This window comes from Ruegeria sp. YS9 (assembly GCF_024628725.1).
Classification (GTDB): Bacteria; Pseudomonadota; Alphaproteobacteria; order Rhodobacterales; family Rhodobacteraceae; genus Ruegeria; species Ruegeria atlantica_C.
On sequence record NZ_CP102409.1, the window covers coordinates 2294301 to 2317040 of the forward strand.

At 60.7% G+C, this 22740-nt stretch carries 23 protein-coding genes and 2 tRNA genes; 12 read left to right on the forward strand and 13 right to left on the reverse strand.

From position 1 onward, the window contains the following. Window positions 1-74: 74 nt before the first annotated feature. The 5 genes from hisD to NOR97_RS11680 all read right to left on the reverse strand — a co-directional run bounded on the left by hisD (window position 75) and on the right by NOR97_RS11680 (window position 3863). Window positions 75-1376, reverse strand: a complete 1302-nt coding sequence (hisD, locus tag NOR97_RS11660; RefSeq protein ID WP_257599197.1) for a histidinol dehydrogenase — start codon at window positions 1374-1376, stop codon at window positions 75-77. A 61-nt stretch (window positions 1377-1437) separates the two neighbouring features. Next, window positions 1438-1959, reverse strand: coding sequence for a GNAT family N-acetyltransferase (locus tag NOR97_RS11665; protein ID WP_257599198.1), 522 nt, complete (start codon window positions 1957-1959; stop codon window positions 1438-1440). After that, complete coding sequence (locus tag NOR97_RS11670; RefSeq protein ID WP_257599199.1) at window positions 1960-2436, reverse strand: DUF2948 family protein; 477 nt, start codon at window positions 2434-2436, stop codon at window positions 1960-1962. Continuing rightward, complete coding sequence (gene murA, locus NOR97_RS11675; protein WP_257599200.1) at window positions 2433-3701, reverse strand: UDP-N-acetylglucosamine 1-carboxyvinyltransferase; 1269 nt, start codon at window positions 3699-3701, stop codon at window positions 2433-2435. Before murA ends, NOR97_RS11670 begins: the two co-directional genes overlap by 4 nt. 6 nt (window positions 3702-3707) lie before the next feature. Continuing rightward, on the reverse strand, window positions 3708-3863 hold the full coding sequence (locus NOR97_RS11680) for a hypothetical protein (protein WP_170346170.1): 156 nt from the start codon (window positions 3861-3863) through the stop codon (window positions 3708-3710). Between the two features lie 83 nt (window positions 3864-3946). Between NOR97_RS11680 and NOR97_RS11685 the strand changes: the two genes are divergently transcribed. Beyond that, window positions 3947-4021, forward strand: a tRNA-Thr gene (locus NOR97_RS11685). A 289-nt stretch (window positions 4022-4310) separates the two neighbouring features. Further along, window positions 4311-4799 carry an invasion associated locus B family protein gene (locus NOR97_RS11690; protein WP_257599201.1) on the forward strand — a complete coding sequence of 163 codons (489 nt, stop codon included), beginning with the start codon at window positions 4311-4313 and terminating at the stop codon, window positions 4797-4799. Window positions 4800-4987: 188 nt separating this feature from the next. On the opposite strand, the gene NOR97_RS11695 is transcribed toward NOR97_RS11690, so the two are convergent. The 3 genes from NOR97_RS11695 to NOR97_RS11705 form a co-directional block, all read right to left on the reverse strand. After that, a tRNA-Met gene (locus NOR97_RS11695) sits at window positions 4988-5064 on the reverse strand. 72 nt (window positions 5065-5136) lie between these two features. Further along, window positions 5137-6123, reverse strand: a complete 987-nt coding sequence (locus NOR97_RS11700) for an alpha/beta fold hydrolase (protein ID WP_257599202.1) — start codon at window positions 6121-6123, stop codon at window positions 5137-5139. Further along, on the reverse strand, window positions 6124-7596 hold the full coding sequence (locus tag NOR97_RS11705) for an NAD(P)/FAD-dependent oxidoreductase (protein WP_170346167.1): 1473 nt from the start codon (window positions 7594-7596) through the stop codon (window positions 6124-6126). Between the two features lie 226 nt (window positions 7597-7822). Between NOR97_RS11705 and NOR97_RS11710 the strand changes: the two genes are divergently transcribed. From NOR97_RS11710 to NOR97_RS11725, 4 genes are all read left to right on the forward strand, one after another. Further along, window positions 7823-9370, forward strand: a complete 1548-nt coding sequence (locus NOR97_RS11710; protein WP_257599203.1) for a trimethylamine methyltransferase family protein — start codon at window positions 7823-7825, stop codon at window positions 9368-9370. Between the two features lie 71 nt (window positions 9371-9441). Then, the gene (locus tag NOR97_RS21165; RefSeq protein WP_306976804.1) at window positions 9442-9765 is read left to right on the forward strand and encodes a hypothetical protein; all 324 of its coding nucleotides are present in this window, start codon (window positions 9442-9444) and stop codon (window positions 9763-9765) included. Further along, on the forward strand, window positions 9762-10493 hold the full coding sequence (locus tag NOR97_RS11720; protein ID WP_257599204.1) for an SDR family NAD(P)-dependent oxidoreductase: 732 nt from the start codon (window positions 9762-9764) through the stop codon (window positions 10491-10493). Before NOR97_RS21165 ends, NOR97_RS11720 begins: the two co-directional genes overlap by 4 nt. Continuing rightward, window positions 10490-11224: an SDR family NAD(P)-dependent oxidoreductase gene (locus NOR97_RS11725; protein WP_257599205.1), complete on the forward strand. Its 735-nt coding sequence runs from the start codon at window positions 10490-10492 to the stop codon at window positions 11222-11224. The genes NOR97_RS11720 and NOR97_RS11725 overlap by 4 nt, the downstream gene beginning before the upstream one ends. 10 nt (window positions 11225-11234) lie before the next feature. On the opposite strand, the gene NOR97_RS11730 is transcribed toward NOR97_RS11725, so the two are convergent. From NOR97_RS11730 to NOR97_RS11745, 4 genes are read right to left on the reverse strand one after another with little or no spacing between them, the layout of a single operon-like run. Continuing rightward, window positions 11235-12575, reverse strand: coding sequence for an FAD-binding oxidoreductase (locus tag NOR97_RS11730; protein ID WP_257599206.1), 1341 nt, complete (start codon window positions 12573-12575; stop codon window positions 11235-11237). Continuing rightward, window positions 12572-14068, reverse strand: coding sequence for an aldehyde dehydrogenase (locus tag NOR97_RS11735; RefSeq protein ID WP_257599207.1), 1497 nt, complete (start codon window positions 14066-14068; stop codon window positions 12572-12574). Before NOR97_RS11735 ends, NOR97_RS11730 begins: the two co-directional genes overlap by 4 nt. A gap of 5 nt (window positions 14069-14073) precedes the next feature. Then, window positions 14074-14991: a dihydrodipicolinate synthase family protein gene (locus NOR97_RS11740; protein ID WP_170346161.1), complete on the reverse strand. Its 918-nt coding sequence runs from the start codon at window positions 14989-14991 to the stop codon at window positions 14074-14076. 7 nt (window positions 14992-14998) lie between these two features. Then, a complete protein-coding gene (locus tag NOR97_RS11745) occupies window positions 14999-15709 on the reverse strand; it encodes a GntR family transcriptional regulator (RefSeq protein WP_170346160.1) in 711 nt (236 codons plus the stop codon). Window positions 15710-15877: 168 nt separating this feature from the next. Here NOR97_RS11745 and NOR97_RS11750 point away from each other — a divergent pair, with 168 nt between their 5' ends. Beyond that, on the forward strand, window positions 15878-16828 hold the full coding sequence (locus NOR97_RS11750) for a GlxA family transcriptional regulator (RefSeq protein WP_257599208.1): 951 nt from the start codon (window positions 15878-15880) through the stop codon (window positions 16826-16828). A 499-nt stretch (window positions 16829-17327) separates the two neighbouring features. Here NOR97_RS11750 and NOR97_RS11755 read toward each other — a convergent pair whose 3' ends face one another. Then, the gene (locus NOR97_RS11755) at window positions 17328-17885 is read right to left on the reverse strand and encodes a DUF2796 domain-containing protein (RefSeq protein ID WP_170346158.1); all 558 of its coding nucleotides are present in this window, start codon (window positions 17883-17885) and stop codon (window positions 17328-17330) included. A 249-nt stretch (window positions 17886-18134) separates the two neighbouring features. On the opposite strand from NOR97_RS11755, the gene NOR97_RS11760 reads away from it, so the two are divergent. The 5 genes from NOR97_RS11760 to NOR97_RS11780 all read left to right on the forward strand — a co-directional run bounded on the left by NOR97_RS11760 (window position 18135) and on the right by NOR97_RS11780 (window position 22739). After that, window positions 18135-19406: an imelysin family protein gene (locus NOR97_RS11760; protein ID WP_257599209.1), complete on the forward strand. Its 1272-nt coding sequence runs from the start codon at window positions 18135-18137 to the stop codon at window positions 19404-19406. A gap of 85 nt (window positions 19407-19491) precedes the next feature. Next, window positions 19492-19785, forward strand: coding sequence for a bacterioferritin-associated ferredoxin (locus tag NOR97_RS11765; RefSeq protein ID WP_170346156.1), 294 nt, complete (start codon window positions 19492-19494; stop codon window positions 19783-19785). Beyond that, entirely contained in the window at window positions 19733-20218 is a 486-nt protein-coding gene (gene bfr, locus NOR97_RS11770; protein ID WP_170346155.1) for a bacterioferritin, read from the forward strand. The genes NOR97_RS11765 and bfr overlap by 53 nt, the downstream gene beginning before the upstream one ends. Beyond that, window positions 20178-21725 carry a di-heme oxidoredictase family protein gene (locus NOR97_RS11775; protein WP_257599210.1) on the forward strand — a complete coding sequence of 516 codons (1548 nt, stop codon included), beginning with the start codon at window positions 20178-20180 and terminating at the stop codon, window positions 21723-21725. The genes bfr and NOR97_RS11775 overlap by 41 nt, the downstream gene beginning before the upstream one ends. 3 nt (window positions 21726-21728) lie before the next feature. Then, a complete protein-coding gene (locus NOR97_RS11780) occupies window positions 21729-22739 on the forward strand; it encodes an imelysin family protein (RefSeq protein ID WP_257599211.1) in 1011 nt (336 codons plus the stop codon). Window position 22740 lies beyond the last annotated feature (1 nt).

Sequence of the window (22740 nt, forward strand, 5' to 3'; positions counted from 1 at the left end):
AGCACAGACCTATAACAACGGCATTCCGTCGGCAACGCAGAGAAGCGCCATACATGCCCGGTCTTTGCGTCATTTTAGCCATTCAGGCGGTTCAGGCGCGCCGTGACCGAAAGGCCGTGCGCCTCGAGGCTTTCCGATTGCGCCAGCTGTTCAGCGGCGGGCCCGATGGCGCGCAGGGCTTCCGGGGTCATCTGGCTGAGCGTGGTGCGTTTGAGGAAATCCATCACGCTGAGCCCGGACGAGAACCGGGCGGACCGGGCCGTTGGAAGCACGTGGTTGGGGCCGCCGACATAATCACCGATGGCTTCGGGGGTGTACTGGCCCAGAAAGATGGCCCCGGCGTGGATGGTCTTTTCGCTCAGCGCCACCGGGTCCGCGACGCAAAGCTCCAGATGCTCCGGGGCGATACGGTTGGAAAGCGCCGCGGCCTCGTCCAGATCGCGCACGGTGATGATGGCGCCAAAGTCGCGCCAGCTGGCCCCGGCGATGGCGCGGCGTTGCAGGGTTTCGAGGCGCTTTTCGACAGCCTTGGCAACGCTCTGGCCAAAAGCGGCATCATCCGTGATCAGGATCGACTGTGCGCTTTCATCATGTTCGGCCTGGCTGAGCAGGTCCAGCGCGATCCAGTCGGGGTCATTGTCCTTGTCGGCGATGACCAGGATTTCCGAGGGGCCCGCAATCATGTCGATGCCGACCTTGCCAAAGACGCGCCGCTTGGCCGCTGCCACAAAAGCATTGCCCGGGCCGGTGATCTTGTCGACCGGTGCGATGGTGTCGGTGCCATAGGCCAGCGCCGCCACGGCCTGCGCGCCGCCGATGCGATACACTTCGTCCACGCCCGACAATTGTGCCGCCAGCAGCACCAGCGGGTTCACCTGCCCGTCCGGCGTGGGCACCACGATGGTCAGCCGTTCCACGCCCGCCACCTTGGCCGGAATGGCATTCATCAGAACCGAAGACGGGTAAGACGCCAGCCCGCCGGGCACATACAACCCCGCAGCAGAGACCGCAGACCAGCGCCAGCCCAGTGTGGCCCCGGCCTCATCCGTCCATTGGTGATCCTCGGGCATCTGCTTTTCGTGATAGGCCCGGATCCGGCCGGCGGCCAGCTCCAGCGCGGCGCGGTCTTCGGCCCCGACCTGCGCCACCGCGTCTGCGATCTCCTGCGCGCTGAAGGCCAGCGTTTCGGGTGTCAGCTCCAGCCGGTCGAATTTCGCGGTCAGTTCGATGACCGCCGCGTCGCCCCGTTTGCGCACATCGTCGATGATCTGCGCCACGACCGCGTCCACATCCGGACTGTCCTCGCGCTTGGCGGACAGCAGGGTCTGGAAGGCGGCTTCGAAATCGGGCGATGTGGCGTCGAGGAAAACGGGCATGGTCTGGCACTCCGGGCGTTGCGCCACGGGACATATCGCCCACGGGGCGCGGCCTCAACCCTCAGCCCTGGGGGTGCAGCGATTTGCGCATGGCAAAGCAGGACAGGTCCTGACGGTTACTGCATTGCCCGGTGACCTGCCAGCCGTGGCGCAGATAGAATTCGCGCGCGGTCCGGGTGCCATCAAGATGCGCCTCGGAACAGCCGCACGCGGCCAGTTGCCGCTCCAGCCTGTTGAGCAGTGCGGCCCCCACCCCGCTGCCGACGTGATCCGGGTCAACGTAGAGCAAGGTGATCTTGCCGGTTTCGATCAATCCTCCGACCGCAGCCACCTGACCTTCACGCTCGGCCAGCCAGATCTGGGATCCCGGCTTGAACCAGCCCCGGATGGTCGCCGGGTCTTTGTTCGCGGTCCACTGCTTCAGATGGTCGGGATCGTTGTTGTGATCGGCCACGCAAAGCTGCGTGATCGACCGGATCAGCACCCGGCTTACGTCAAACACATCGAACACCGTGGCCGGGCGCAATGCGATGCCTTCGGGCACCTTCAAAAACGCCTGAGGAATGCCACGCTTGTTCTGCATCTATTCGGGGTGCTGCGGGGCCCGACCGGATGGGGCCTGATACGGGCGCGTGACGTCTTTGAGCGTGGCTTCCAACGCCTCGACCGTCAGGCGGATCGCGCCATCACCCGCCAGTGTCAGCAAGACCTGGCCCGCGCCATCCTCGCCGGGTTCGAATTCGACGGACAGCAGGGACATGACCATGTCCTTCTCGCCGCGATCAATGCCCTGACTGGCCACGGACAGAACGGAATCGAAGACCAGAACCGACTGCACCCGTTCAAACGGGCGGTCACGGCGGGCGGCGGCATCCTTGTCTTCCCAGCGAAAGCGATTCAGCAGCAGGCCAAAGCGGCGCTTCGACGGTTGCCATTTCATCTCGGTCACGGGAAAAACCGCGTCCTGGGCAAGGGTCGAGATCACCTTCAGGTCTTCTGCATCCTCGGCCCCCAGATTCAGCGGGGCTTCGCGCCCGTCTTCAAAACTTGCGTCCGTCATTCGCCCTTGATCCGTTCGATTTTTGCGCCCACGCCTTCCAGCTTGCGCACTACATGCTCATATCCGCGGTCCAAATGATAGACCCGGCTTACCGTTGTCTCACCTTCTGCCGCCAATCCGGCAAGGATCAGCGACACCGAAGCCCGCAGATCCGTCGCCATCACCGGGGCGCCTTTCAGGGCTTCGACACCCGTGACGGTGGCGGTGCCGCCGTGCACTTCGATATTCGCGCCCATGCGCACAAGTTCCGGGGCATGCATGAAACGGTTTTCGAAAATTCGCTCTTCCAAGACCGAGGTTCCTTCGGCGGTGCACATCAGCGCCATCATCTGCGCCTGAAGGTCGGTCGGGAACCCCGGGAAAGGTTCGGTCACCACATCCACGGCCTGAACCCGGCCGTTCTTGCGGGCCACTTTCAAGCCGTTTTGGGTTTCGGCGACACTGACCCCCGCCGCGTCGAGCTTGGCCGCAAAGGATTCAACCAGCGCCATGCGCCCGCCCAGCAGTTCGACCTCGCCGCCGCAAATCGCCGGGGCCAGCATATAGGTGCCCAGTTCGATCCGGTCGGTGACAACCTGATGGGTGGCACCGTGCAGCCGGTCGACGCCCTGAATTTCGATGGTCGAGCTGCCCTCGCCCGAAATCTGCGCACCCATCTTGCGCAGGCATTCGACCAGATCGACGATCTCGGGCTCGCGCGCGGCGTTCTTCAGTACCGTGGTGCCCTTGGCCAGCGTCGCCGCCATGACGATGTTTTCGGTGGCCCCGACCGAGGCAAACCGCATCTCATGCACCGCGCCTTTCAGCCCTCCCGGAGCCCTGGCGTGCAGATACCCGTCTTTCAGCTCGATCTCGGCGCCCAGCGCCTCGAGCCCTTCCACGTGCAGGTCCATCGGACGGGCTCCGATCGCGCAGCCACCGGGCAGAGAAACGACCGCTTGTCCAAATCGCGCAAGCAAAGGTCCCAACACCAGATTCGAGGCACGCATCTTGCGCACGATGTCATAATCCGCCGTTTGGCTGGTCAGGTTGTGGCTCGACATCGCGATCACCTGACCATCTTGCAGCGACGACACCTCGGCCCCCAGCGATTGCAGCAGAGCCGTCATGGTCTTGATGTCGCTGAGACGTGGTGCGTTGGTCAGCGTCAGCGGTTCTTCGCTCAGCAAGGTCGCGGGCATCAGCGTCAGACACGCGTTCTTGGCCCCCGCAATCGGTATCTGACCGTTCAGCGGGCCGTTGCCCGTCACCAGAATCGAATCCATCTGCTCTTATCCCTCGTCCTTGTCGGCTTTGTCCCCGGAGGCCGCCCGCGCCTTGGCCTGCGCCTTGCGCCGCGCCATATTGGCCTTCAGCGCCGCTTTCAGCCGCTCTTCGCGCGCATCCCCGGATTTGCCTTGTTTTTTGGGTGAATTTTTATCCGTCATGATCTTTCTCTACAGGAGGCGAAAAAAACCGTCCAGACACCCTTGCGCCGCGTTTCGTTTGAGTCTAATCACCCGCCCACAGCGCTGCTGTAGCTCAGAGGTAGAGCACTCCCTTGGTAAGGGAGAGGTCGAGAGTTCAATTCTCTCCAGCAGCACCATGATCTCCGATTTAGTTGATGTTTCTGAAACGCGTGGTTTTTAAACCCCGCTTTTGTCCTCTTTTCCTCGACGGCCAAACGCCCGGGCTTTGGACGCCGTGTCAGCCCAATAATGTGTGGCTAGCAAAAACCCAATCTCCACCATCGACAAAGCTCAACCCGATTTCAGTTTTTTCCGTCAGGCTTTATCGAGGTTTATAGCCCAGGCATCTTTCCCCACTAAAAGCTGGCAGAAACACACCCCCAGCGTTACTGAAAGAGACCAGTTAATCCGTTTTTGAGGGCTTCGATGCTGAAGATTTTTCTTATTGCCGCATCCATTTTCCATACCGCCAGCCAGGCGGAAGCACGGTCGAAGAAAGTTGCCAAAGCAGGTGTTTGGGACATCTACTGCGACTCGTCCAAGTCAGAGTGTTCGGCGATCCAAGGCATCAAGTACCACGGCAAGAACATCGCGAACATAATTGGTATCCCGATGGACAACAACGAGGTTGTAGCCGGGCTCGTTTTGCAGTTGCCTACAACAACGGACTTGAAAAATGGAGTGGTTGTGACACTTGATGGCAGGTTCAGTCGAAAGTACGCATATCAGTTTTGCGCTCCGCAATATTGCCAAGTCAACGTCGGGCTGACGAAAGAATTGTTGAACGCAGAATTCGAAAAGGTGGAGTATTACTTTGCGGCTTCTCCAGCCGTCAAACGCAGTTTCACGTTCTCACTTTATGGGTTTTCTGCGGCCATCGAAGAGGTTCGGAAACGCGGCTACCCCTCCAATTGACAACAAGTTGCTGAAACCGGCCAGCGACCTGGAAAGGTACCTGCGTACAGGTCGATTCAAACCGTGACGCTGTTATCCGGGCGTTGGCCTCGATTTGGTTGTGGACTGCCAAGCAGTGGATAAGATGCCGGCACGCTCCGCACAGGACGTCATTCCTGTTTGCAATCCATTGCTTTACTTCAGGTGGGTGGTAGCGGAGGAGGGACTTGAACCCCCGACACGCGGATTATGATTCCGCTGCTCTAACCAACTGAGCTACTCCGCCGTGAGTGAGAGGCGATGTAAGCGAGGGGCCCGGGAGGGTCAAGAGGGAAATCAACCAACCCGAAGATTTCTTTCACGCCTGCTCTGATGGCCTGTCCTGCAAGGATGTCCGGGGGGATGTGGTCGCTTCGGTCATCCTGCGGATGAAGGCGGCACAGATTTCGGGCTCTGTGATCGGAATCATGTGGCCGAACCCGTCCAGCTCTTCGTAACTCAGCCCGAACTCGGTCATTGTCGGCCCGTGCAGCGGCGGTGACAGTATCGCGTCCTGACGACCATACAAGATGCCCCCGGGGACAGTCAGTTTCGGATAGCGCGCGACCTGCGCATTGATACTTGCATCGACGCCGGCAACGTCCTGAGAGGCCGTGACAAAGGCGGAAGGCCGCAGGCCAAGCGCGCCGCCTGCCCGGTCTAGAAAGTCGTCCGGCGGGGTTTCCGGGTCAAACGCTGCGCTCAGCGTGTGCGGCGCGGTTTTGGACGCCAGAGGAACGGCGACCGTGTTGCCGATCAGACTGCGCAACCATTCGGAGCGGATCTCGAGCGGTTTGAAGATCGCCGGGGTTTCGGGCAGTTTGTGCGTCAGTGGCGCCAGCAGCGCCAGACCGGCGACCCGGGCCGGATGGTCCAGTGCAATCGCTAGTGAAACTGCGCCCCCCAGTGAATGACCGACCAGAACAGCGCGGTCCACGCCTTTTTTGTCCAGAAACTCGGCAATCATGCCAGCCTGGCGGGGTAATTGCGCCAGCTCGGCCGTATCGCGCGTTGAATACCCGCATCCCGGCCGATCCAGTGCGATGACGTGGTAATCGTCGGCCAGAAGATCCACCAGCGCATAGGTAAAGTGCTGCAACTGCCCGGCCAGGCCGTGGATCATGACGATGGTCTGCGCCTCGGGGTTTCCCTTTTCCACATAGTGGATGCTGCCGCCGCGAACGGGTGTGATCTGACCCAGCTGTGGCACGGTTTCAAGACCGCGGCGGGTAATCTTCCGGGTCCACAGGTTCATGAAAAACAGAACCGCGACAAGGACGGCGATTGTGATCAGAACGGTTGTCATTCAGCTTTCTCCATTGCCAAGGGCGGCGGGTCTGTATTGTTCCAACCCCGATTGTGCCATGCGTTTCTGAAACTCGGCAACGGTGCCGGGCCACAAGGTCGTGTTGCGGCCTTCCGCATCCATGTACCAGGATGTACAGCCCCCGGCCTGCCACACGCCCTCTGCATGGCGATCGTGCATTTCCCGTATGAACGCCGCTTGTTTGGCGGCGTCAGGAGTGATAGCGGACAGCCCTTCGCGCTGCATCTCGCTCAGGACCCGGCCGATATGGCCAACCTGGGCTTCGATCATCAGCACGACCGAGTTGTGCCCCAGCCCGGTATGCGGCCCCAGAAGCAGGAAGAAATTGGGAAAACCCGCAACTGCGGTACCCAGATGCGCACACATGCCATCCGACCAGGCAGAGCGCAGCGTCAGCCCGTCCGTACCGGTAATGTCCAGACGCTCGACCACGTCGGTAACGTGAAACCCGGTGCCCCAGATCAAGACATCCGCCCTGGTCGGGGTGCCATCCGCCGCGATGACCGTGTCACCTTCGATTCGGGCGACGCCTTTTGGAACAACACTGACATTGTCGCGGGCCAGGGTCGGGTACCAATCGTTCGAACTCAGGATACGTTTGCAGCCGATCCGGTAGTCGGGGGTCAGAATCCGTTGTTCGGCCGGATCGGTGATGGCGCTCTCCAGTGCCTTTCGCCACATTTTCAAGGCAAAATTCACCGCGCGTTTCTCGCCGCGAAACACGCGGTGGCGAAATTCGAAGATCATGAATATCAGTTTGCGCCGAATGCGCGGCAAAATGGGAAACCGGGCGTAAAGGCTGCGCACCCAGGGCGCAATCGGACCGTCCGGGCGCGGCATCACGTAAGGCGCACTGCGCTGAAAGATCGTGACGTGGCCAGCAATCTTGGCGATCTCGGGTACAAACTGAACAGCGGACGCCCCGGTACCGACGACCGCCACGCTCTTGCCGGTCAGATCGACATCGTGATTCCATTCGGCCGAGTGGAAACTGGGGCCCGGAAACCTGTCTGCGCCGGGGATATCAGGGATGCTGGGATGATGAAGTGCACCAATGGCCGAGACCAGAAACCGGGCCGACCAGTGCTGGCCATCCATCGTTTCAACTTGCCAGCGCGTTCCATCCCACCTGGCCGATTTCAGCTCCTGCCCGAAATGGCACAGGTCATACAACCCTTCCTGACGCGCGACATTTTGCAGATAAGCCTGTATTTCCGCGCCACCGGCATATGCGCGGCTCCAATGCGGGTTGAGGTGGGTCGCCATGGAATACAGATGCGACGGCACATCACAGGCGACACCGGGATAGGTGTTTTCGCGCCATGTCCCCCCGATATCATCGGCCTTTTCCAAAATCGCGATATCCTTGATGCCGCGCTTGCGTGCCTCAAGCGCCATCGTCAGCCCGGCAAACCCGGCGCCGACGATCAGCATCTCTGTATTGTGGTGCATGAGTGAGTGCCTTCTGAATCAACCCTGCGTTTACCTGTTGCAGATGTATGCACTTGCTTGGCTGTGAAGTAGGTCACACAGGCAAGAATGACCCCGCGTCTTTTCGTTACGCAGGGGCATAATTATTTGGAATGACCCGTGTCGCTTCTTGCAAGCACATATCGCAATCAGAGAGGTGGGCGCGCCGCGAATCCGTCAGTTTGTTTCAAAATTGGAGGATTGCCCCTTGCCCACTCGCACTGCCACGCGTTCCGGCGGACGTTCTGCCCGCCGTGCCATACGCTCCGCTCCGAATTTTGACATGCTGCCGGGCCTGACCCGAGGCATCCCGCTGTGCGAGGTCATGGACGCAACCCAGGTTGAGCGCATCGACAATGCGGCGATGGACATTCTGGAAAATGTCGGCGTTCAGTTCCGCGACCCCGTCGCGCTGGAAGACTGGAAAAAGGCCGGGGCCAAGGTTGACGGCGAACTGGTCTATCTGGACCGCAATATGGTGCGCGAGCTGATCTCGACCATTCCGGCGCAGTTCACCTATCACGCGCGCGATCCGCAAAAGAACCTGGCGCTGGGGGGCAAGCACGCGATCTTCGTGCCGATGACCGGCGCGCCATTCCTGCGCGATCTGGACGATGTACGCCGCAACCCGACGCTGGATGATCTGGCGATGTTCCACAAGCTGTCGCACATGATGCCGGCGCTGCACAGCTCGGCCCATCACATTGTCGAGCCCTACGATCACCCGATCAGCCAGCGGCACCTGCGCATCACCTATTCGTCGATGAAATACTCGGACAAGACCTTCATGGGTATGACCACCTCGCCCAGGAATGCCGAGGATGTGATGGATATGTGCGATATCCTGTTCGGCGAAGGGTTCATTGACGATCATCCGGTCACCACCGGCAATTGCAACGGCAACAGCCCGCTGGTGTGGGACGAAACCATGCTGGGTGCATTGCGGGCCTTCTGCCGCCGCAATCAGCCGGTTTTGTGCTCGCCCTTTGTTCTGGGTGGTGCGAACACCCCGGCATCGGTGCCCGCGACCGTGGCGCAGCTGACCGCCGAGGCGCTCTCGGCGCTGGCCTATACGCAGGTGATCCGCAAGGGCTGCCCTGCGATCTGGGGGCATTACCTGTCGACCGTTTCGATGAAATCCGGAGCACCCATGGCCGGCACGCCCGAGATCAGCCTGATGAACTTCATGATCGGCCAGATGGCGCGCTTTTACGATGTTCCGTGGCGCACCTCGAACACGCTGGGCGGGGCCAAGACCTTTGATGCACAGGCCGGGTACGAATCCGCAACGACGCTCAGCGCGGTCATTCACGCCGGGGCCAATTATATCTGGCATTCGGCAGGATGGAACGAGGCGGGCATGCATTGTTCGGTCGCCAAGTTCATCGTCGACGCCGAACAGTGCGCGATGGCTTACCGCATGGCCGAAGGGCCGAAATGGCACGATTTCGATGAGGCCCTGGCTGCGGTTCCCGATGTGGGGCCCGGCGGGCATTATCTGGGTCATCCGCACACGCAGGACAACTTCCAGACCGCGTTCTTCATGCCGGAACTGTTCGACAACAACTCGATCGAACAATGGGTCGCCGAAGGTGAAATTGAAATCACCGAACGCGCCCTGAAACATGCACGGAAGTTGCTGGCCGAATATCAAGAACCCAAACTGGACGAAGCCAGGAACGAGGCCCTTCTGGACTATATCGCCCGCCGCGAGAGGGAGATCCCGGCGGCGGATGAGTTGAACCAGACATACTGATCCACACTCCGCTTACTGGCCCGCCCGTCATCCGGGTGAGTCCTTTTTTCCGGTCAGGACAAGTACACAAGATGAAGATCGTCGAACTGCATATCCACAGCCACGACCTGCCGGTCAAAAACGAACCCGACACCAAGGCCAGTGCCAAGGTCCGGGCGCTGGATACCACGCTGGTCAAAACCGTCGCATATAACGGCGCAACCGTTCGGCTCGACCTGGTGGAAGGCGTCTGGCTGGCTGCACCGTATATCGAAGGCAACTGCGATCCCGAAAACGGCACCCGGATCAAGGGCGGGCATATCGCGCCGCCAACCGGGCCGGGGCTGGGCGTGGTTCCTGATGAAAGCCTGCTCGGAACACCTGTCGCATGGTTCCAACAATGGGTGACTTCATGAACCTGAATGGAAAATCGGCTCTGGTCACTGGCGCGGCTGGTGGCATCGGGGCGTCAATCGTTCAACGGCTGCGCAATGCGGGGGCACGGGTCGCCGTTGCAGACCGATCTGTGGATGGCATCGAGGCCGAGGCGCATCTGCCCGGCGATCTGCTTGATTCTGATTATGCCGACCAACTGCCCGGCGAAGCCGCCTCCGCATTGGGCGGGCTTGACATCGTGATCAACAATGCGGGCGTCATCACGCGCGGGTCGGTCACGGATACGTCTGATGCGGATTGGTCTCTGTCATTGGGTGTCAATGTCGAAGCCCCTTTCCGCATTTGCCGCGCTGCAATTCCGATCATGGCGAAAGCTGGCGGCGGGACCATCGTCAACACCTCGTCCTGCTGGGGGCTGCGCCCCGGCCCCAATCATGCGGTCTATTGCATGACCAAGGCGGCCATCGCGTCCCTGACCCAATGTATGGGCATGGATCATGCCCATCAGGGCATCCGCATCAACGCGGTATGCCCGAACGAGGTGAATACCCCGATGCTGCGTTCGGGCTTTGAAAAGCGGGGCTTTGACCCCGATACGGCCGTGGCCGAACTGGGCCGGACCGTGCCGCTGGGCCGGATCGCCGAGCCCGAGGACATCGCCGACGTCATCATGTTCCTTGTCTCGGACGCGTCGCGTTATGTTTGTGGCGCGCTGATCGAGGTCAACGGAGGGAAACCGGTTTCATGAAGCGGTTCGACGGAAAGGTGGCGCTGGTCACCGGTGGGCGCAGCGGCATTGGCCGGGCCATCGCCCGACGTTTGCAGGTCGAAGGTGCGCGGGTCTTCACCGCCCAACGTGGCGAGGACACCGAATTCCACGGCATCGCCGCGGATTTTACCCTTCCCGACAGCCCCGCGCAGGTGGTCAGCAAAGTGACTGCCCTGGCCGGGCGTCTGGACGTGCTGGTCAACAACGCCGGCATGATGCAGGAAGCCTCGGTCGAGGGGATGAGCCTTGAGGACTGGCACCGCACCCTGACGGTGAACCTGACCACCCCGTTCCTGATGATCAAAGCCGCGCTGCCGTATCTGCGCGACACCAGGGGCACTGTCGTCAACACCGGATCCATCGAAGGCTTGGGCAGCAATCCCGGTCACGCCGCCTATTGCGCATCAAAGGCGGGGTTGCACGGCCTGACCCGCGCCGTTGCCGTCGATCACGGGGCCGAGGGTATCCGCTGCAACGCCGTCGCGCCCGGTTGGATCGATACCGAGTTGAACGAGGATTTCATCGAATCCATGCCCGACCCGTCCGCATTCCGTCGCGACATTGCCAAGATCCACCCGGTGGCCCGAACGGGGCGGCCTGAAGAAGTTGCCGCGCTCGTCGCGTTTCTGGCGTCCGGGGATGCGGGTTTCATCACCGGGCAGGTCTTTACGATAGACGGTGGGCGCATGACCAAGCTGAGCTTGCCCTGACGCCTGCGCGTCATTCCTTGCCGGACCGCCACTCTTTCCAGATCAAATAGCTGTTCGCCCCAAGCGAGGCGAAGGGCTCGGGCGGCAATCGCGGAAGGTCCGGCTGCGCCAGAAAGTGATCCCCGATCTCTGATCCGCCTTGCAGCGCCAGTTCCGCTATGCCCATGCCTTGCAGGGTGCCACGGGCGATGCCCAGGCCGTTCTGGCAGCAGGCCGAGAACACGCCATCCTCCAATTCGCCGAACGCTGCGGATCCGTTGCGGCTGAGGCACAGCATCCCGGCCCAGCGATGCTCCATCCGCACATCCGACAGATGCGGAAAGCGTTCCCGGAACTTGCGGTCATGCACCCAGCCGGCATTGCGCAACCGCATCCGGCTGGTTTCGATCGTCGGGTGAAAACTGGATCCGGTGCGGATCAGAATGCGATCCCCGTAGCTGCCCGAAATGCGCCGGACCGAGGTGCCCATCGGATCCGCCGGTGTCACCGACCAGCGCGGTTGTCCGCCCAGTGTCTTGATCTGCGCCTCGGTCAGCGGGTCCGTGATCGAGGCGTAGAGGCAGATATGCATCAATTGCCGTTGGTAGAACCCGAAGCTTTCCAGATGACCATTGTTGGCCAGGATGATCCGCCCGGTGCTGACTTTGGCCTTGGCGGTGTTGACCACCCAGCCTGTGCCCTGCTTTGCAAAGCTGGTGACTGGCGAGTTCTCGAATACGTCAATCTGGCCAGCCAGTTTACCCGACAACGCCCGTACATAGGCCGCCGGCTGAATCATCACCGTCCCCGGCGCAAACAGCCCCGAAACATAATGCGGGCTGCCCGTGATCTCTTGCATCTGCTTTTGGTCGTAGAGAGTATGCGGCTCACCCAGTTTGGTCAGATGCCCGGCAAAGGCGCGGTTATGGGCGTCTCCTGCCCGTGTGGCGGCTGCATTGTATTTGCCGCAAGGGTCGAACACCTCTTGCGGCAGGTCGCAATCGGCGGCGATCTCGGTCGCGAAGGCGATGGCCTTGCGGTTCAGGGCAATGGCGGCGCGGTCCGCATCCAACCCATCGCCTGCGTAATTGTCCGAGGCCAGATCATGCGGCAGGTCGATCATGAACCCCGAGTTCCGCCCCGCCGAACCATCCGCAAACCGACCCGCTTCCAACAGGGCGATCTTCAGCGAGGGGTCCAGCTGGTGCAATCGCCGCGCCGCCGTCAGCCCGGCAAACCCTCCGCCGACAATGGTGATGTCGGCGATCAGATCCTGTTCGAGCACCGGCAGAGGATCCTGGGGCGGCAGGATGGCATTCCATCCTGCCGGGCCCGTCTGCCGGGGCAGTCTTTTGGCCTCGTACCGCGTCAATCCACCGCCTCGTCGGAGTCGTCGGCAAGATCGATCCAGATGGTTTTCAGCTGGGTGTACTGATCATGCGCATGGATCGAATTGTCGCGCCCGCCAAAGCCCGATTGCTTGTAGCCGCCAAACGGCGTGGTGATGTCGCCTTCGCCGAAACTGTTTACTGTAACAGTCCCTGCCCGGATGGCCCGCGCACCGCGAATGGCCCGGCTGGCGTTGGCGGTGAAGATCGAGGCACACAAGCCATAGTCCGTGTCATTGGCGATCTTGATGGCCTCGTCAAAGCCCGACACTTCGATCACCGACAGGACCGGGCCAAAGATCTCCTCTCGGGCCAGCACGGTGTCATTGCCCGGCACTTCGACGACGGTGGCCTCGACAAATCCCTTGTCCGCCTTGCCGCCGATCACCACCTTTTCAGCCTGATCGAGATATCCGCAGACCTTGTTGTAATGCCCTTCGCTGACCAGCGCGCCCATGCGGGTTTCAGGGTCCAGCGGGTCGCCGGTGTTCCACTGTTTGGCGTGATGCGCGATGCGGTCCAGCAGTTCGGCCTTCACGTCTTTATGCACGATCAGGCGCGACGAGGCCGAGCAGTTCTCGCCCATGTTCCAGAACGCACCATTCACCACATGCGCCGCCACCCGGTCGAGGTTTTCGGCGTCGTCCATGACGATGGCAGGGTTCTTGCCGCCCATCTCAAGCACCACTTCCTTGGCATTGCTTTCCGCCGAATAGGTCAGGAACCGCTTGCCGGTGACGGTCGAGCCGGTGAAGGACACCATGTCGATATCCATGTGCCGCCCGATGGGTTCGCCCACATCGGCACCTCCACCCGGTACGATGTTCAGCACGCCACGGGGAAGACCAGCCTCCATCGCCAGTTCGGCCATACGCAACGCGGTCAGCGAGGTTTCAGCCGCGGGCTTTACAACCACTGAGCATCCCGCCGCCAAGGCAGGCCCGATCTTCCACGCCAGCATCAGCAGGGGGAAGTTCCACGGCAGAACCAGCCCCACCACGCCGATGGGCTCTCGCACGACCATTGCGATATGGTCGTCGCTGGCGGGTGAGACCTGATCGTAGATCTTGTCGATCGCTTCGGCATGCCATTTCAGACAATGGATGGTCTCGGGCACGTCCACGGTTTCGCAGTCATAGATGGTCTTGCCACTGTCGAGGCTTTCCATCACCGCCAGTTCGCGGGCATTGCGGGTCATCAGCTTGGCCAACCGGATCAGCACGTCCTTGCGCTCGGACGGGTGCAGTTTCGACCAGCGGCCATCGTCGAAGGCCTCACGCGCCTTTTCGACCGCAAAATCCACATCCGCTGCGCCGCAGGACGCGATATCGGCAAGCTTGTCGCCGGTGGCCGGGTTTACGGTTGCAAACGTCTCGCCCGAGATCGCCGGGCGGAAGGCGCCGTCGATGAACGCCCCGGTCGGCAGGGTCAGGCCTGCGGCGATGGATTTGTATTCGTCCTGTGTCAGCAGATCCATGTCTCTTACCCCTCGGCCACGATGTCGGCGATTGTCTTTTTCAGCACGCGCGTGACCTGTTCCAGCGCGCGCTTGTCGTCCTTGTTCAAGCCCTTCAGCGGAGGCCGCACCCCGCCCGCGCTGATCCCGTTCATGGTAACGCCATGCTTGATGGTCTGGATGAACTTGCCACCCTGTTCCAGCACCCGCATCAGCGGCATCATCGCGGACATGATCCGGCGGCCCTTTGCGAAATTGCCTTCAACCACGCAGGCCTGATACAGCGCCACATGTTCGGCAGGCAGGAAGTTCGACCCGCCGCACACCCAGAACGGCGCGCCCCAGGCGAAGAATTCGAGCGCCTGATCATCCATGCCGCAACCAAGCTGGATATGTGGATAGTCGCGGGCCAGCAAATGCACCCGGTTGATATCGCCCGAGCTTTCCTTGATGCCGCAGAAATTCCGGCTGCGGCCCACACGGTCAAGGAACTCTTCGCCCATCATCGTACCGGTGCGGTGCGGGTAGTTGTACAGCATCACAGGCAGATCGGCGGCCTTGTCGATGGCCAGTGCATTCAGCGCGTTTTCCCGATCAGTCGGCACCGAATATGGCGGGCTGGCAAGCAGGATTGCGTCTGCGCCGATCTTATGTGCGCCCGAAGCCAGAGCAATAGAATCCGGCGTCAGCATCGCGCCTGTGCCAACCACCAATGGCAACCGGCCCTTCAACTGCTTCTGCGTGAACCGGGCCAGTTCCAGCCGTTCTTCCACAGTCTGCGCATAGTTCTCACCGGTCGAACCACCCGAGATCAGGCCATGCACACCATTCTCGATCAGGTATTCGATCACGTCGGACAAGGCGCCCCAATTCACGCTGCCATCGTCGTGATAGGGCGTGACCACGGGGGTATAGATCCCCTCAAACTTGAAAATCGGGTTCATTCCGTCCTCATGCAGGTTTCGAAAGAGGCGGGACGCCCATCGGGACATCCAGCGCGTCAGGCATCACGAACATCTCGATCTGATCGCGTGACAGGTTCCAGTGATCTTCCGCCAACTGCGCCGCCGTCGCTTCATCGCGCGCCTCGATGGCTGCGATGATCGCGTCATGCTGCTGGCTGGCCAGCGACAGGTTTTCCGACATTTCGCCAGTCTGTGGCCGATAAAACGTCATACCGATCCGGGCGTGATCGATCAGCAGCCGGTTGAACGACGGCAGCAGGTAGACATTGCCGGACATTTCGCCCGTCACGTCATGAAAGCGGTTGTTGGCCAAGGCACGGTCCTCGCCGGACCCGGACCGAAGGGCCGCCTTGAACGCCTGCTGGGCCTCTTTCAAATCATCAATCTGGGCGTTCGTCGCATTCAAAGCCGCCAAACGCAGGATTGCTCCGTATACCATGGGCGCGGCAAGGAAGAAGTCGCGCAGGGTGGTATAGGACATCTCGGAAACCCGGGCGCTGCGGTTTGTCCGCAAGTCCAGATAACCTTCGCCAGCCAACTGACGAAACACCTCGCGCAGCGGCGTGCGCGACAAGCCGAATTCCTCGGACAGATGCGCCTCGTCCAGATCGGCGCCCGGGCGCAGGCGCAGCGTCAGGATGGACACTTTCAGGTGCTCTCTCAGCGCGCTTTTGCGAGATTTGGCTTCGTCTTTCATGCTTTGGCCCCATCCTTCTGTTCGGCGTCCGCAGTCGAATCGCGTGCGGTCACAGTTTTGTATTCCATTAAAATACAACTTGTATACAAAAAGAATTCGTGCAGCATGGAAGCCGGCGAAATAGACTCAGGTTTCGGGCGTTGTCCCAGCTTGCAAACGGTACTGCTCATGCCTCAGACGCGGCACATCTCGTTCATCCTTGTCGAGGAGTTCTCGCATCTTGCGTTTTCCTGCGCGGTCGAACCGTTGCGGATCGCCAATCTGGTGAGTGGCGAAGAATTGTACCGCTGGTCCTTTGTGTCCGAACATGGCGAGCAGGCCGTGTGCTCGAACGGATCCGTCACGCTGGTGCATTCCGGTCTTCAGGGTCTGGCCAAATGTGATCAGCTGTTTGTCCTGTCGGGCATTCACATGCGTGACCACGTCACCCGCCCTCTGCTTGCAACCCTGCGCCGCGAACGTGCGCGTGGCACGAAAATCGGCGCCCTGTGCTCGGGGGCGTGGGTGCTGGCCGAGGCTGGTTTTCTCGACGGAATGCAGGCGGCGATCCACTGGGAGTACCACGACGCGTTCATGGAGGCCTTTCCCGAGGTCAATCTGGTGCGCAGCGTGTTCGTGGCCGACGAAAAGCACATTACCGCATCTGGCGGGACCGCAACGGCGGATCTGATGCTGCACCTGATCGAACGCGACCACGGCGAGGAACTGGCCATCGATGTGGCGGATCAGATGGTCTATAACGCGGTACGCAATGCCACGGCCAAACAACGGGTTTCCCTGCAATCACGCAACGGAATGCGCAATGCGCACCTGGCAAAGGCGATCACCATCATGCAGGACAGTATCGAAACCCCGGTTTCGCCTTCGTTCATTGCAGAAGAGCTTGGCATTTCAACCCGACAGCTTGAGCGGTTGTTTGGCAAATACCTCAACACGTCGCCCAAGAAATACTTCATGGAAATGCGGCTGGCGCGCGCCCAGAAACTGTTGCTTCAGACCGAAGCATCCGTCACCGAGGTTGCCGTGGCCTGCGGCTTTGAAAACCCGGGCCATTTTTCGCGCGTCTACCGGTCAAGCTTTGGCGTTACCCCGCACGCGCAGCGCAACAAGATCGACTGACATTGTTTGGCGGTGGGTCTGGCGGTGGGTCTGGTGGTGGATTTGCCCTGACCTATACGGCAGGGGATGCCGCGATTCACCGGCCCAAAACGGGCCTGAACGGGCATCCCCCTAACCCTGCCGAGATACCCCCTCATTAAAACCGGACTAGTCAACAGATCGACAGGATGATGTACCAATAGATTTGGATATTGGCATAAGTTTTGCGAGAACTTGTCATCCATGCGATTCTTGTGCCCTTATTCGTTAATCTTTGCCTCAATTGGAGATTTGTGATTCAACGGAATCCGGCAGCCTCAAAGATCATGACATCTTGCAAATAAACTATAATTCATGGGCTTCACTCATTGCCGCATTCAGGGACCGCACTGGGAAACAATCTGCTTCGATCTGAGGAGTTCGTTTTCTGCCCGGTGCCCCAGGGATGGACGGGGCAATCTTGGCTCGACAGCTTCGGCTGCTTGCCTGACACCGCCCAACAGGCGCTCAAGCGCCATCTCTAACGGATTTGCGTCATATCCAGCCTGGGCGCGGCGCGCGTGATTTCATGGGTGCTGTTCTCCGCGCCTGCTCCGACGCGAAGGTTCAGCTTCCTTGTCCCGCTGAACCGCTGGAAATACGCAAATTCTATCGCGTTCAGCGCATCCATATCCTGACATTGAACAACGTAGTCAGCCTGAAATTCCGAATGTTCTCCCGCCGTGGATGACGTGCCCCCCTCGCCCGCGGTGTCCTGCTGCCCCGGGACATCATGCGTCAGGATCACGTTTGCAGATGCAGTAAAGCACACGGCCTCGGGCGGGACGACAAACAGGTCCAGCGGCTTGGACAGTTCGGAAATCGCGATGGCGACACGCGTGCGCTCGTCATCACTGGCTACCGGGGTCTCGAACCCGATGATGTCAATGCTTGGAACCCTGAGGGACAGCGAAAATCCCGTGTCCGTGAGCACGATTTCCAATTGACCGGACCCATGGTGATGGGTGGACGTGATCTGCGTCGCCTGAGCAGCAAGAGCTGCCGGAAAGAGAGACAAGGCCAGAACAGAGCACTTCATTAACCAACAACCGCCTTAAACAGAATCACACCAGTGATTTTAACGCGAATCACCTGCCACGCAATGCTATCCCTCGGATCGGAGCCCGCCAGATATGGGGAGGCTTGTTGGGTTCAACAGCCCCCGCCTATATCTGACAATAAAACTCAGGTTGACATTGCCGACTAAATAACTCAGTTATTTCTTCGCCAAACCCGCGGGGCATTCCCGCACGATCCGACAGTTCTGACAGGAAAGCACCGAACTCCTATGACCAAGTTATTCACCACTGCCAGCGCCCTGACGTTCTGCATGGCAACCGCCGCGATCTCGGGTGATGCCCCCACCAAGGCGGATGTACTGAACACCTATGCCAATATTGCGGAAGCCAAATTTGAGGACAGCCTGATTTCAGCCAGAAAATTGCAGGATGCGGTCAACGCACTGATCGCCGATCCGTCGGACGCAACGCTGAACGCGGCGCGCGCGGCCTGGGTTGCTGCCCGTGTTCCCTATCAGCAAACGGAAGTCTATCGCTTCGGCAATGCCATCGTTGATGACTGGGAAGGCAAGGTGAACGCCTGGCCCTTGGACGAAGGTCTGATCGACTATGTTGACGCGGCCTATGGCGGCGCGACGGACGAAAACGAGTTTGCCGTGCTGAATGTCATCGCCAACCCCAGCTTCCAACTGTCGGGCGAGACCATTGATGCCAGCGAAATCACCCCCGAACTGCTGAGCGACATCTTGCACGAAGCCGATGGTATCGAGGCGAATGTGGCAACCGGCTATCACGCCATCGAGTTCCTTCTGTGGGGCCAGGACATGAACGGCCATGGCGCTGGCGCCGGCAACCGCCCGGCCACCGATTATGCGCAGGGCGAGGACTGTACCGGCGGCCATTGCGACCGTCGTGCGCAATACCTGAGCGCTGCGACCGAACTGCTGGTCAGCGACTTGGCCTGGATGGCGGATCAGTGGAAAGACGGCGGAGCGGCGCGCGCAGCCTTGATGGAGAACGAAGCAGAAGGTGTCAGCGCGATCCTGACCGGCATGGGCTCTCTCTCCTATGGTGAGCAAGCCGGTGAACGGATGCGCCTTGGCCTGATGCTGAACGATCCCGAAGAAGAACATGACTGCTTCTCGGACAACACCCACAACAGCCATTACTATGACGGGTTGGGCATCCAGAACGTCTATCTGGGCAGCTATACCCGCATAGATGGCACCCCGGTTTCGGGCGCATCTCTGGCCGACCTGGTCATCGCCACCGATCCGGCGCTGGATACCGAGATGAAAGCGAAACTGGCCGCCACCATGCAGGCCCTGGGCAAGATCAAGACAACAGCCGAGGCAGGATTTGCCTATGACCAGATGCTTGAGCGCGGCAACAAAGGCGGTGAGGCCCTGATCATGGGCGGCGTCAACGGCCTGATCGATCAGACCAAGACCATCGAGCGCATCGTAACAGCGCTGGAACTGGACGGGGTTGCGTTTGAAGGGTCAGACAGCCTGGACAACCCGGACGCCGTCTTTCACTAAACCCAAGCGGGCCGGAGAGGGTTTCTTTCCGGCCCGTGCAACCTTTTCTGATCGCCTGTAGAGGCGGCGAAACGAGCCAAGACCAATGATTGTCTGCCACTGCACCAACATATCCGATCACGACATCCGCGCGGCCATCGACTGGATGCGCACGGCGGATCCGCAGACCATCATCACCCCCGGCAAAATCTACCATGCCCTTGGCAAATCGGCGGATTGTGGCGGGTGCATGCCGCTGTTCCTAGACACAATGCGGGCCAGCGGTAATCTGGGCGTACCGATGCAACTCCGCACATTGCGTGCCGGAGCAACACAGGAGAAAGCTGATGAAGGGCGATCCGAAGGTCATCGAATATCTGAACAAGTCTCTGCGGCATGAGCTGACGGCCGTCAGCCAATACTGGCTGCATTACCGCCTGCAAGAAGACTGGGGCCTTGGCCATATGGCCAAGAAAAGCCGCGAGGAAAGCATCGAAGAGATGGGCCACGCGGACAAGCTGATCGAACGGATCATCTTTTTGGAAGGCCACCCCAACCTTCAGAAGCTGGACCCGCTGCGGATCGGGCAGACGCCGAAGGAAACGCTGGAATGCGACCTGGCGGCCGAGATCGACGCAAGGGCTCTTTACAAGGAAGCGCGCGAATATTGTCGGGAGGCCGGCGACTTTGTCTCCATGTCGCTGTTCGAACAGTTGATGTCCGATGAAGAGGGACATATCGACTTCCTCGAAACGCAGCTCGACCTGTATGAAAGGATCGGCGAAGCCAATTATGCGCAACTCAACGCATCGAAAATGGACGAAGGCGAATAGCCTTCTTGCCTTGTCGGTGGTCGCCCTGGCGGCCACCCCTTCCCTGTCAGCCGAGCTGCGGGACCTGCATCTGAATGTCACCCCCCGCACCGATGAGGAACGCGCCCGCATTGCCGCCGCGACTGCGCCCCCGCAGGATTATGGCGTGTCGCAGCCGTTCGAAGAACTCTCTGCCGGGGCGGCGACTGTCCGGGTCCGCAACGACGCGGATGCGTTCTCGCAACCCTCGGGCAATCTGAGCTTCGAACAGGAGCTGGATTTCAAGGTCGGCAACGGGTTGTTCAAGAAAATCTGGGTTTCGTCACCATCATCCACGTTGGCCTCTGACGGGTTGGGGCCGCTGTACAACGCACGATCCTGCCAGCGTTGCCACATCAAGGATGGGCGGGGGCACACACCCAACGGACCTGATGACAACGCGGTCTCGATGTTCCTCCGGGTCTCGATCCCCGGTGCGCCGGAAGACGGGTATGGAGGGATCGAAGACTACATCGCCACCCGGCCCGAACCCAACTATGGCGGGCAGATGCAGGATTTCGCACTTGCGGGACATCCGGCGGAATATCGGCTGGATATCTCGTATGAGGAAATCCGCATCGCGCTTTCTGACGGTGAAACCGCCGCTCTGCGCCGGCCAACCTATCGGGCCGCGGATCTGGGCTATGGCCCGCTGCACCCCGATGCGATGCTGAGCCCGCGGGTCGCACCGCAGATGATCGGGCTTGGGCTGCTGGAGGCGATCCCGGTCGAAGACCTGCTGGCCAAGGCTGACCCTGATGACGTGGATGGGGACGGCATCTCGGGCCGTCCGAACATCGTCTGGTCTGTTGAATACGGTGCGCCCATGATGGGACGGTTCGGGCACAAGGCAGGCATGCCGACAGTCATGGAGCAATCTGCCGCGGCCTTTGCCGGGGATATCGGTATTTCAAGCCCGCTTTACCCGGCACCTCAGGGGGACTGCACGGATTTGCAGGTGAACTGCGTCGAGGCCCCGCATGGCGACACCGATACGCGCGAGTTCGAGATCGATCAGCAGGGCATGGACCTGGTGGATTTCTACAGCCGCAATCTGGGTGTGCCCGGTCGCCGTGATGTCGACGACCCCAAGGTGTTGCGCGGCAAAGAGGTGTTTCACACGACCGGCTGCGCATCGTGTCATACTCCGGCCCATGTCACCCACCGGCTGGAAGATCGGCCCGAGCACAGCTTTCAGCTGATCTGGCCCTATACCGACCTGCTGCTGCATGACATGGGCGAAGGCTTGGCGGATCACCGCCCCGAGGCCCGCGCGACGGGGCGCGAATGGCGGACGCCGCCTTTGTGGGGCATAGGTCTGACCGAACGCGTCTCGGGCCACACGCAGTTTCTGCATGACGGGCGGGCCCGCAATCTGCTCGAGGCGATCCTGTGGCACGGGGGCGAAGCCCAGGCCGCCCGCGATGCAGTTGTGTCGATGCCGAAAGCTGACCGAGACGCCCTGATCCGTTTTCTGGAGAGCCTCTGACCTATGCATATTCTTACTCTTGTTGTCGCGTTGATGATGCCGCTTGCCGCGCAGGCGCAGGATCGCGCGCCGATCCTGATGGACGTGGCCGAGACACATATTCTGCCCCGGGTCGGCAAACTGCCGGAAACAACCGGGGCTCTGGTCAGTGCATCCCGGGTGGATTGCGATCCGACCTCACCGGCGCTGCGCGCGGCTTATGACGCGGCCTTCGACAGCTGGATTTCCGCCAGCCATCTGCGGTTCGGTCCGACCGAGGTCGACGATCGTGCGTTTGCCATGGCGTTCTGGCCCGATACGAAAGGGTTCACCTCAAAGGCCCTGTCCCAGCATATCGCAACCGAGGATGACGCCGTGCAAAGCCCGAACACCTATGCCGAGACCTCCATAGCGGGGCGCGGATTCTTTGCGCTCGAACGGATGCTGTTCGATCCCGCCTTTGCAGAGCAGGGCGATGCGGACTACCGCTGCGCGCTGATCCAGGCGATCGCGGCGGATATTGATGCCAATGCCCGGGCGATGGCCGAGGACTGGCAAAGCTATGCCCCCAGCCTGACCCGACCCGGCGAGAGCAGCCGCTACCGAACGCAGGACGAAGCCATGCAGGAACTGTTCAAGGCTTTGTCCACGGGTCTTGAATTCACGGCCGACACACGGCTTGGTCGCCCGTTGGGCACGTTCGATCGCCCGCGCCCCAACCGCGCCGAAGCGTGGCGGTCGGAGCGATCCTTGCGCCACGTCGAGCTTTCGCTGATGGCCCTTCGTGATCTTGCGGCACGGTTGGCTTTTGATCACCCCGAAATTGCCGCCGATCTGGATGCCGCCTTTGCGCGCGCGATCGAGAATGCCCAGGCCATCGAAGACCCGGCGTTGGCCGGCGTTGCGGATCCGCAGGCCCGGTTCCGTATCGAGGCCCTGCAACAGTCCATCCATGACATCCGCGCCATTGCTTCATCCGAACTTGGCCCGACACTGGGCATCAGCGCTGGCTTCAATTCGCTGGACGGGGACTGAA

Coding starts and splice junctions, on each gene's coding strand:
- NOR97_RS21165 (WP_306976804.1), top strand. CDS start 9,442: ATGAAGATCGTCGAACTGCATATCCACAGCCACGACCTGCCGGTCAAA.
- NOR97_RS11745 (WP_170346160.1), bottom strand. CDS start 15,709: ATGAAAGACGAAGCCAAATCTCGCAAAAGCGCGCTGAGAGAGCACCTG.
- NOR97_RS11720 (WP_257599204.1), top strand. CDS start 9,762: ATGAACCTGAATGGAAAATCGGCTCTGGTCACTGGCGCGGCTGGTGGC.
- NOR97_RS11665 (WP_257599198.1), bottom strand. CDS start 1,959: ATGCAGAACAAGCGTGGCATTCCTCAGGCGTTTTTGAAGGTGCCCGAA.
- NOR97_RS11765 (WP_170346156.1), top strand. CDS start 19,492: ATGATTGTCTGCCACTGCACCAACATATCCGATCACGACATCCGCGCG.
- bfr (WP_170346155.1), top strand. CDS start 19,733: ATGAAGGGCGATCCGAAGGTCATCGAATATCTGAACAAGTCTCTGCGG.
- NOR97_RS11680 (WP_170346170.1), bottom strand. CDS start 3,863: ATGACGGATAAAAATTCACCCAAAAAACAAGGCAAATCCGGGGATGCG.
- NOR97_RS11735 (WP_257599207.1), bottom strand. CDS start 14,068: ATGGATCTGCTGACACAGGACGAATACAAATCCATCGCCGCAGGCCTG.
- NOR97_RS11775 (WP_257599210.1), top strand. CDS start 20,178: ATGCGCAACTCAACGCATCGAAAATGGACGAAGGCGAATAGCCTTCTT.
- NOR97_RS11780 (WP_257599211.1), top strand. CDS start 21,729: ATGCATATTCTTACTCTTGTTGTCGCGTTGATGATGCCGCTTGCCGCG.
- hisD (WP_257599197.1), bottom strand. CDS start 1,376: ATGCCCGTTTTCCTCGACGCCACATCGCCCGATTTCGAAGCCGCCTTC.
- NOR97_RS11690 (WP_257599201.1), top strand. CDS start 4,311: ATGCTGAAGATTTTTCTTATTGCCGCATCCATTTTCCATACCGCCAGC.
- NOR97_RS11760 (WP_257599209.1), top strand. CDS start 18,135: ATGACCAAGTTATTCACCACTGCCAGCGCCCTGACGTTCTGCATGGCA.
- NOR97_RS11725 (WP_257599205.1), top strand. CDS start 10,490: ATGAAGCGGTTCGACGGAAAGGTGGCGCTGGTCACCGGTGGGCGCAGC.
- NOR97_RS11670 (WP_257599199.1), bottom strand. CDS start 2,436: ATGACGGACGCAAGTTTTGAAGACGGGCGCGAAGCCCCGCTGAATCTG.
- NOR97_RS11740 (WP_170346161.1), bottom strand. CDS start 14,991: ATGAACCCGATTTTCAAGTTTGAGGGGATCTATACCCCCGTGGTCACG.
- NOR97_RS11700 (WP_257599202.1), bottom strand. CDS start 6,123: ATGACAACCGTTCTGATCACAATCGCCGTCCTTGTCGCGGTTCTGTTT.
- murA (WP_257599200.1), bottom strand. CDS start 3,701: ATGGATTCGATTCTGGTGACGGGCAACGGCCCGCTGAACGGTCAGATA.
- NOR97_RS11755 (WP_170346158.1), bottom strand. CDS start 17,885: ATGAAGTGCTCTGTTCTGGCCTTGTCTCTCTTTCCGGCAGCTCTTGCT.
- NOR97_RS11705 (WP_170346167.1), bottom strand. CDS start 7,596: ATGCACCACAATACAGAGATGCTGATCGTCGGCGCCGGGTTTGCCGGG.
- NOR97_RS11750 (WP_257599208.1), top strand. CDS start 15,878: ATGCCTCAGACGCGGCACATCTCGTTCATCCTTGTCGAGGAGTTCTCG.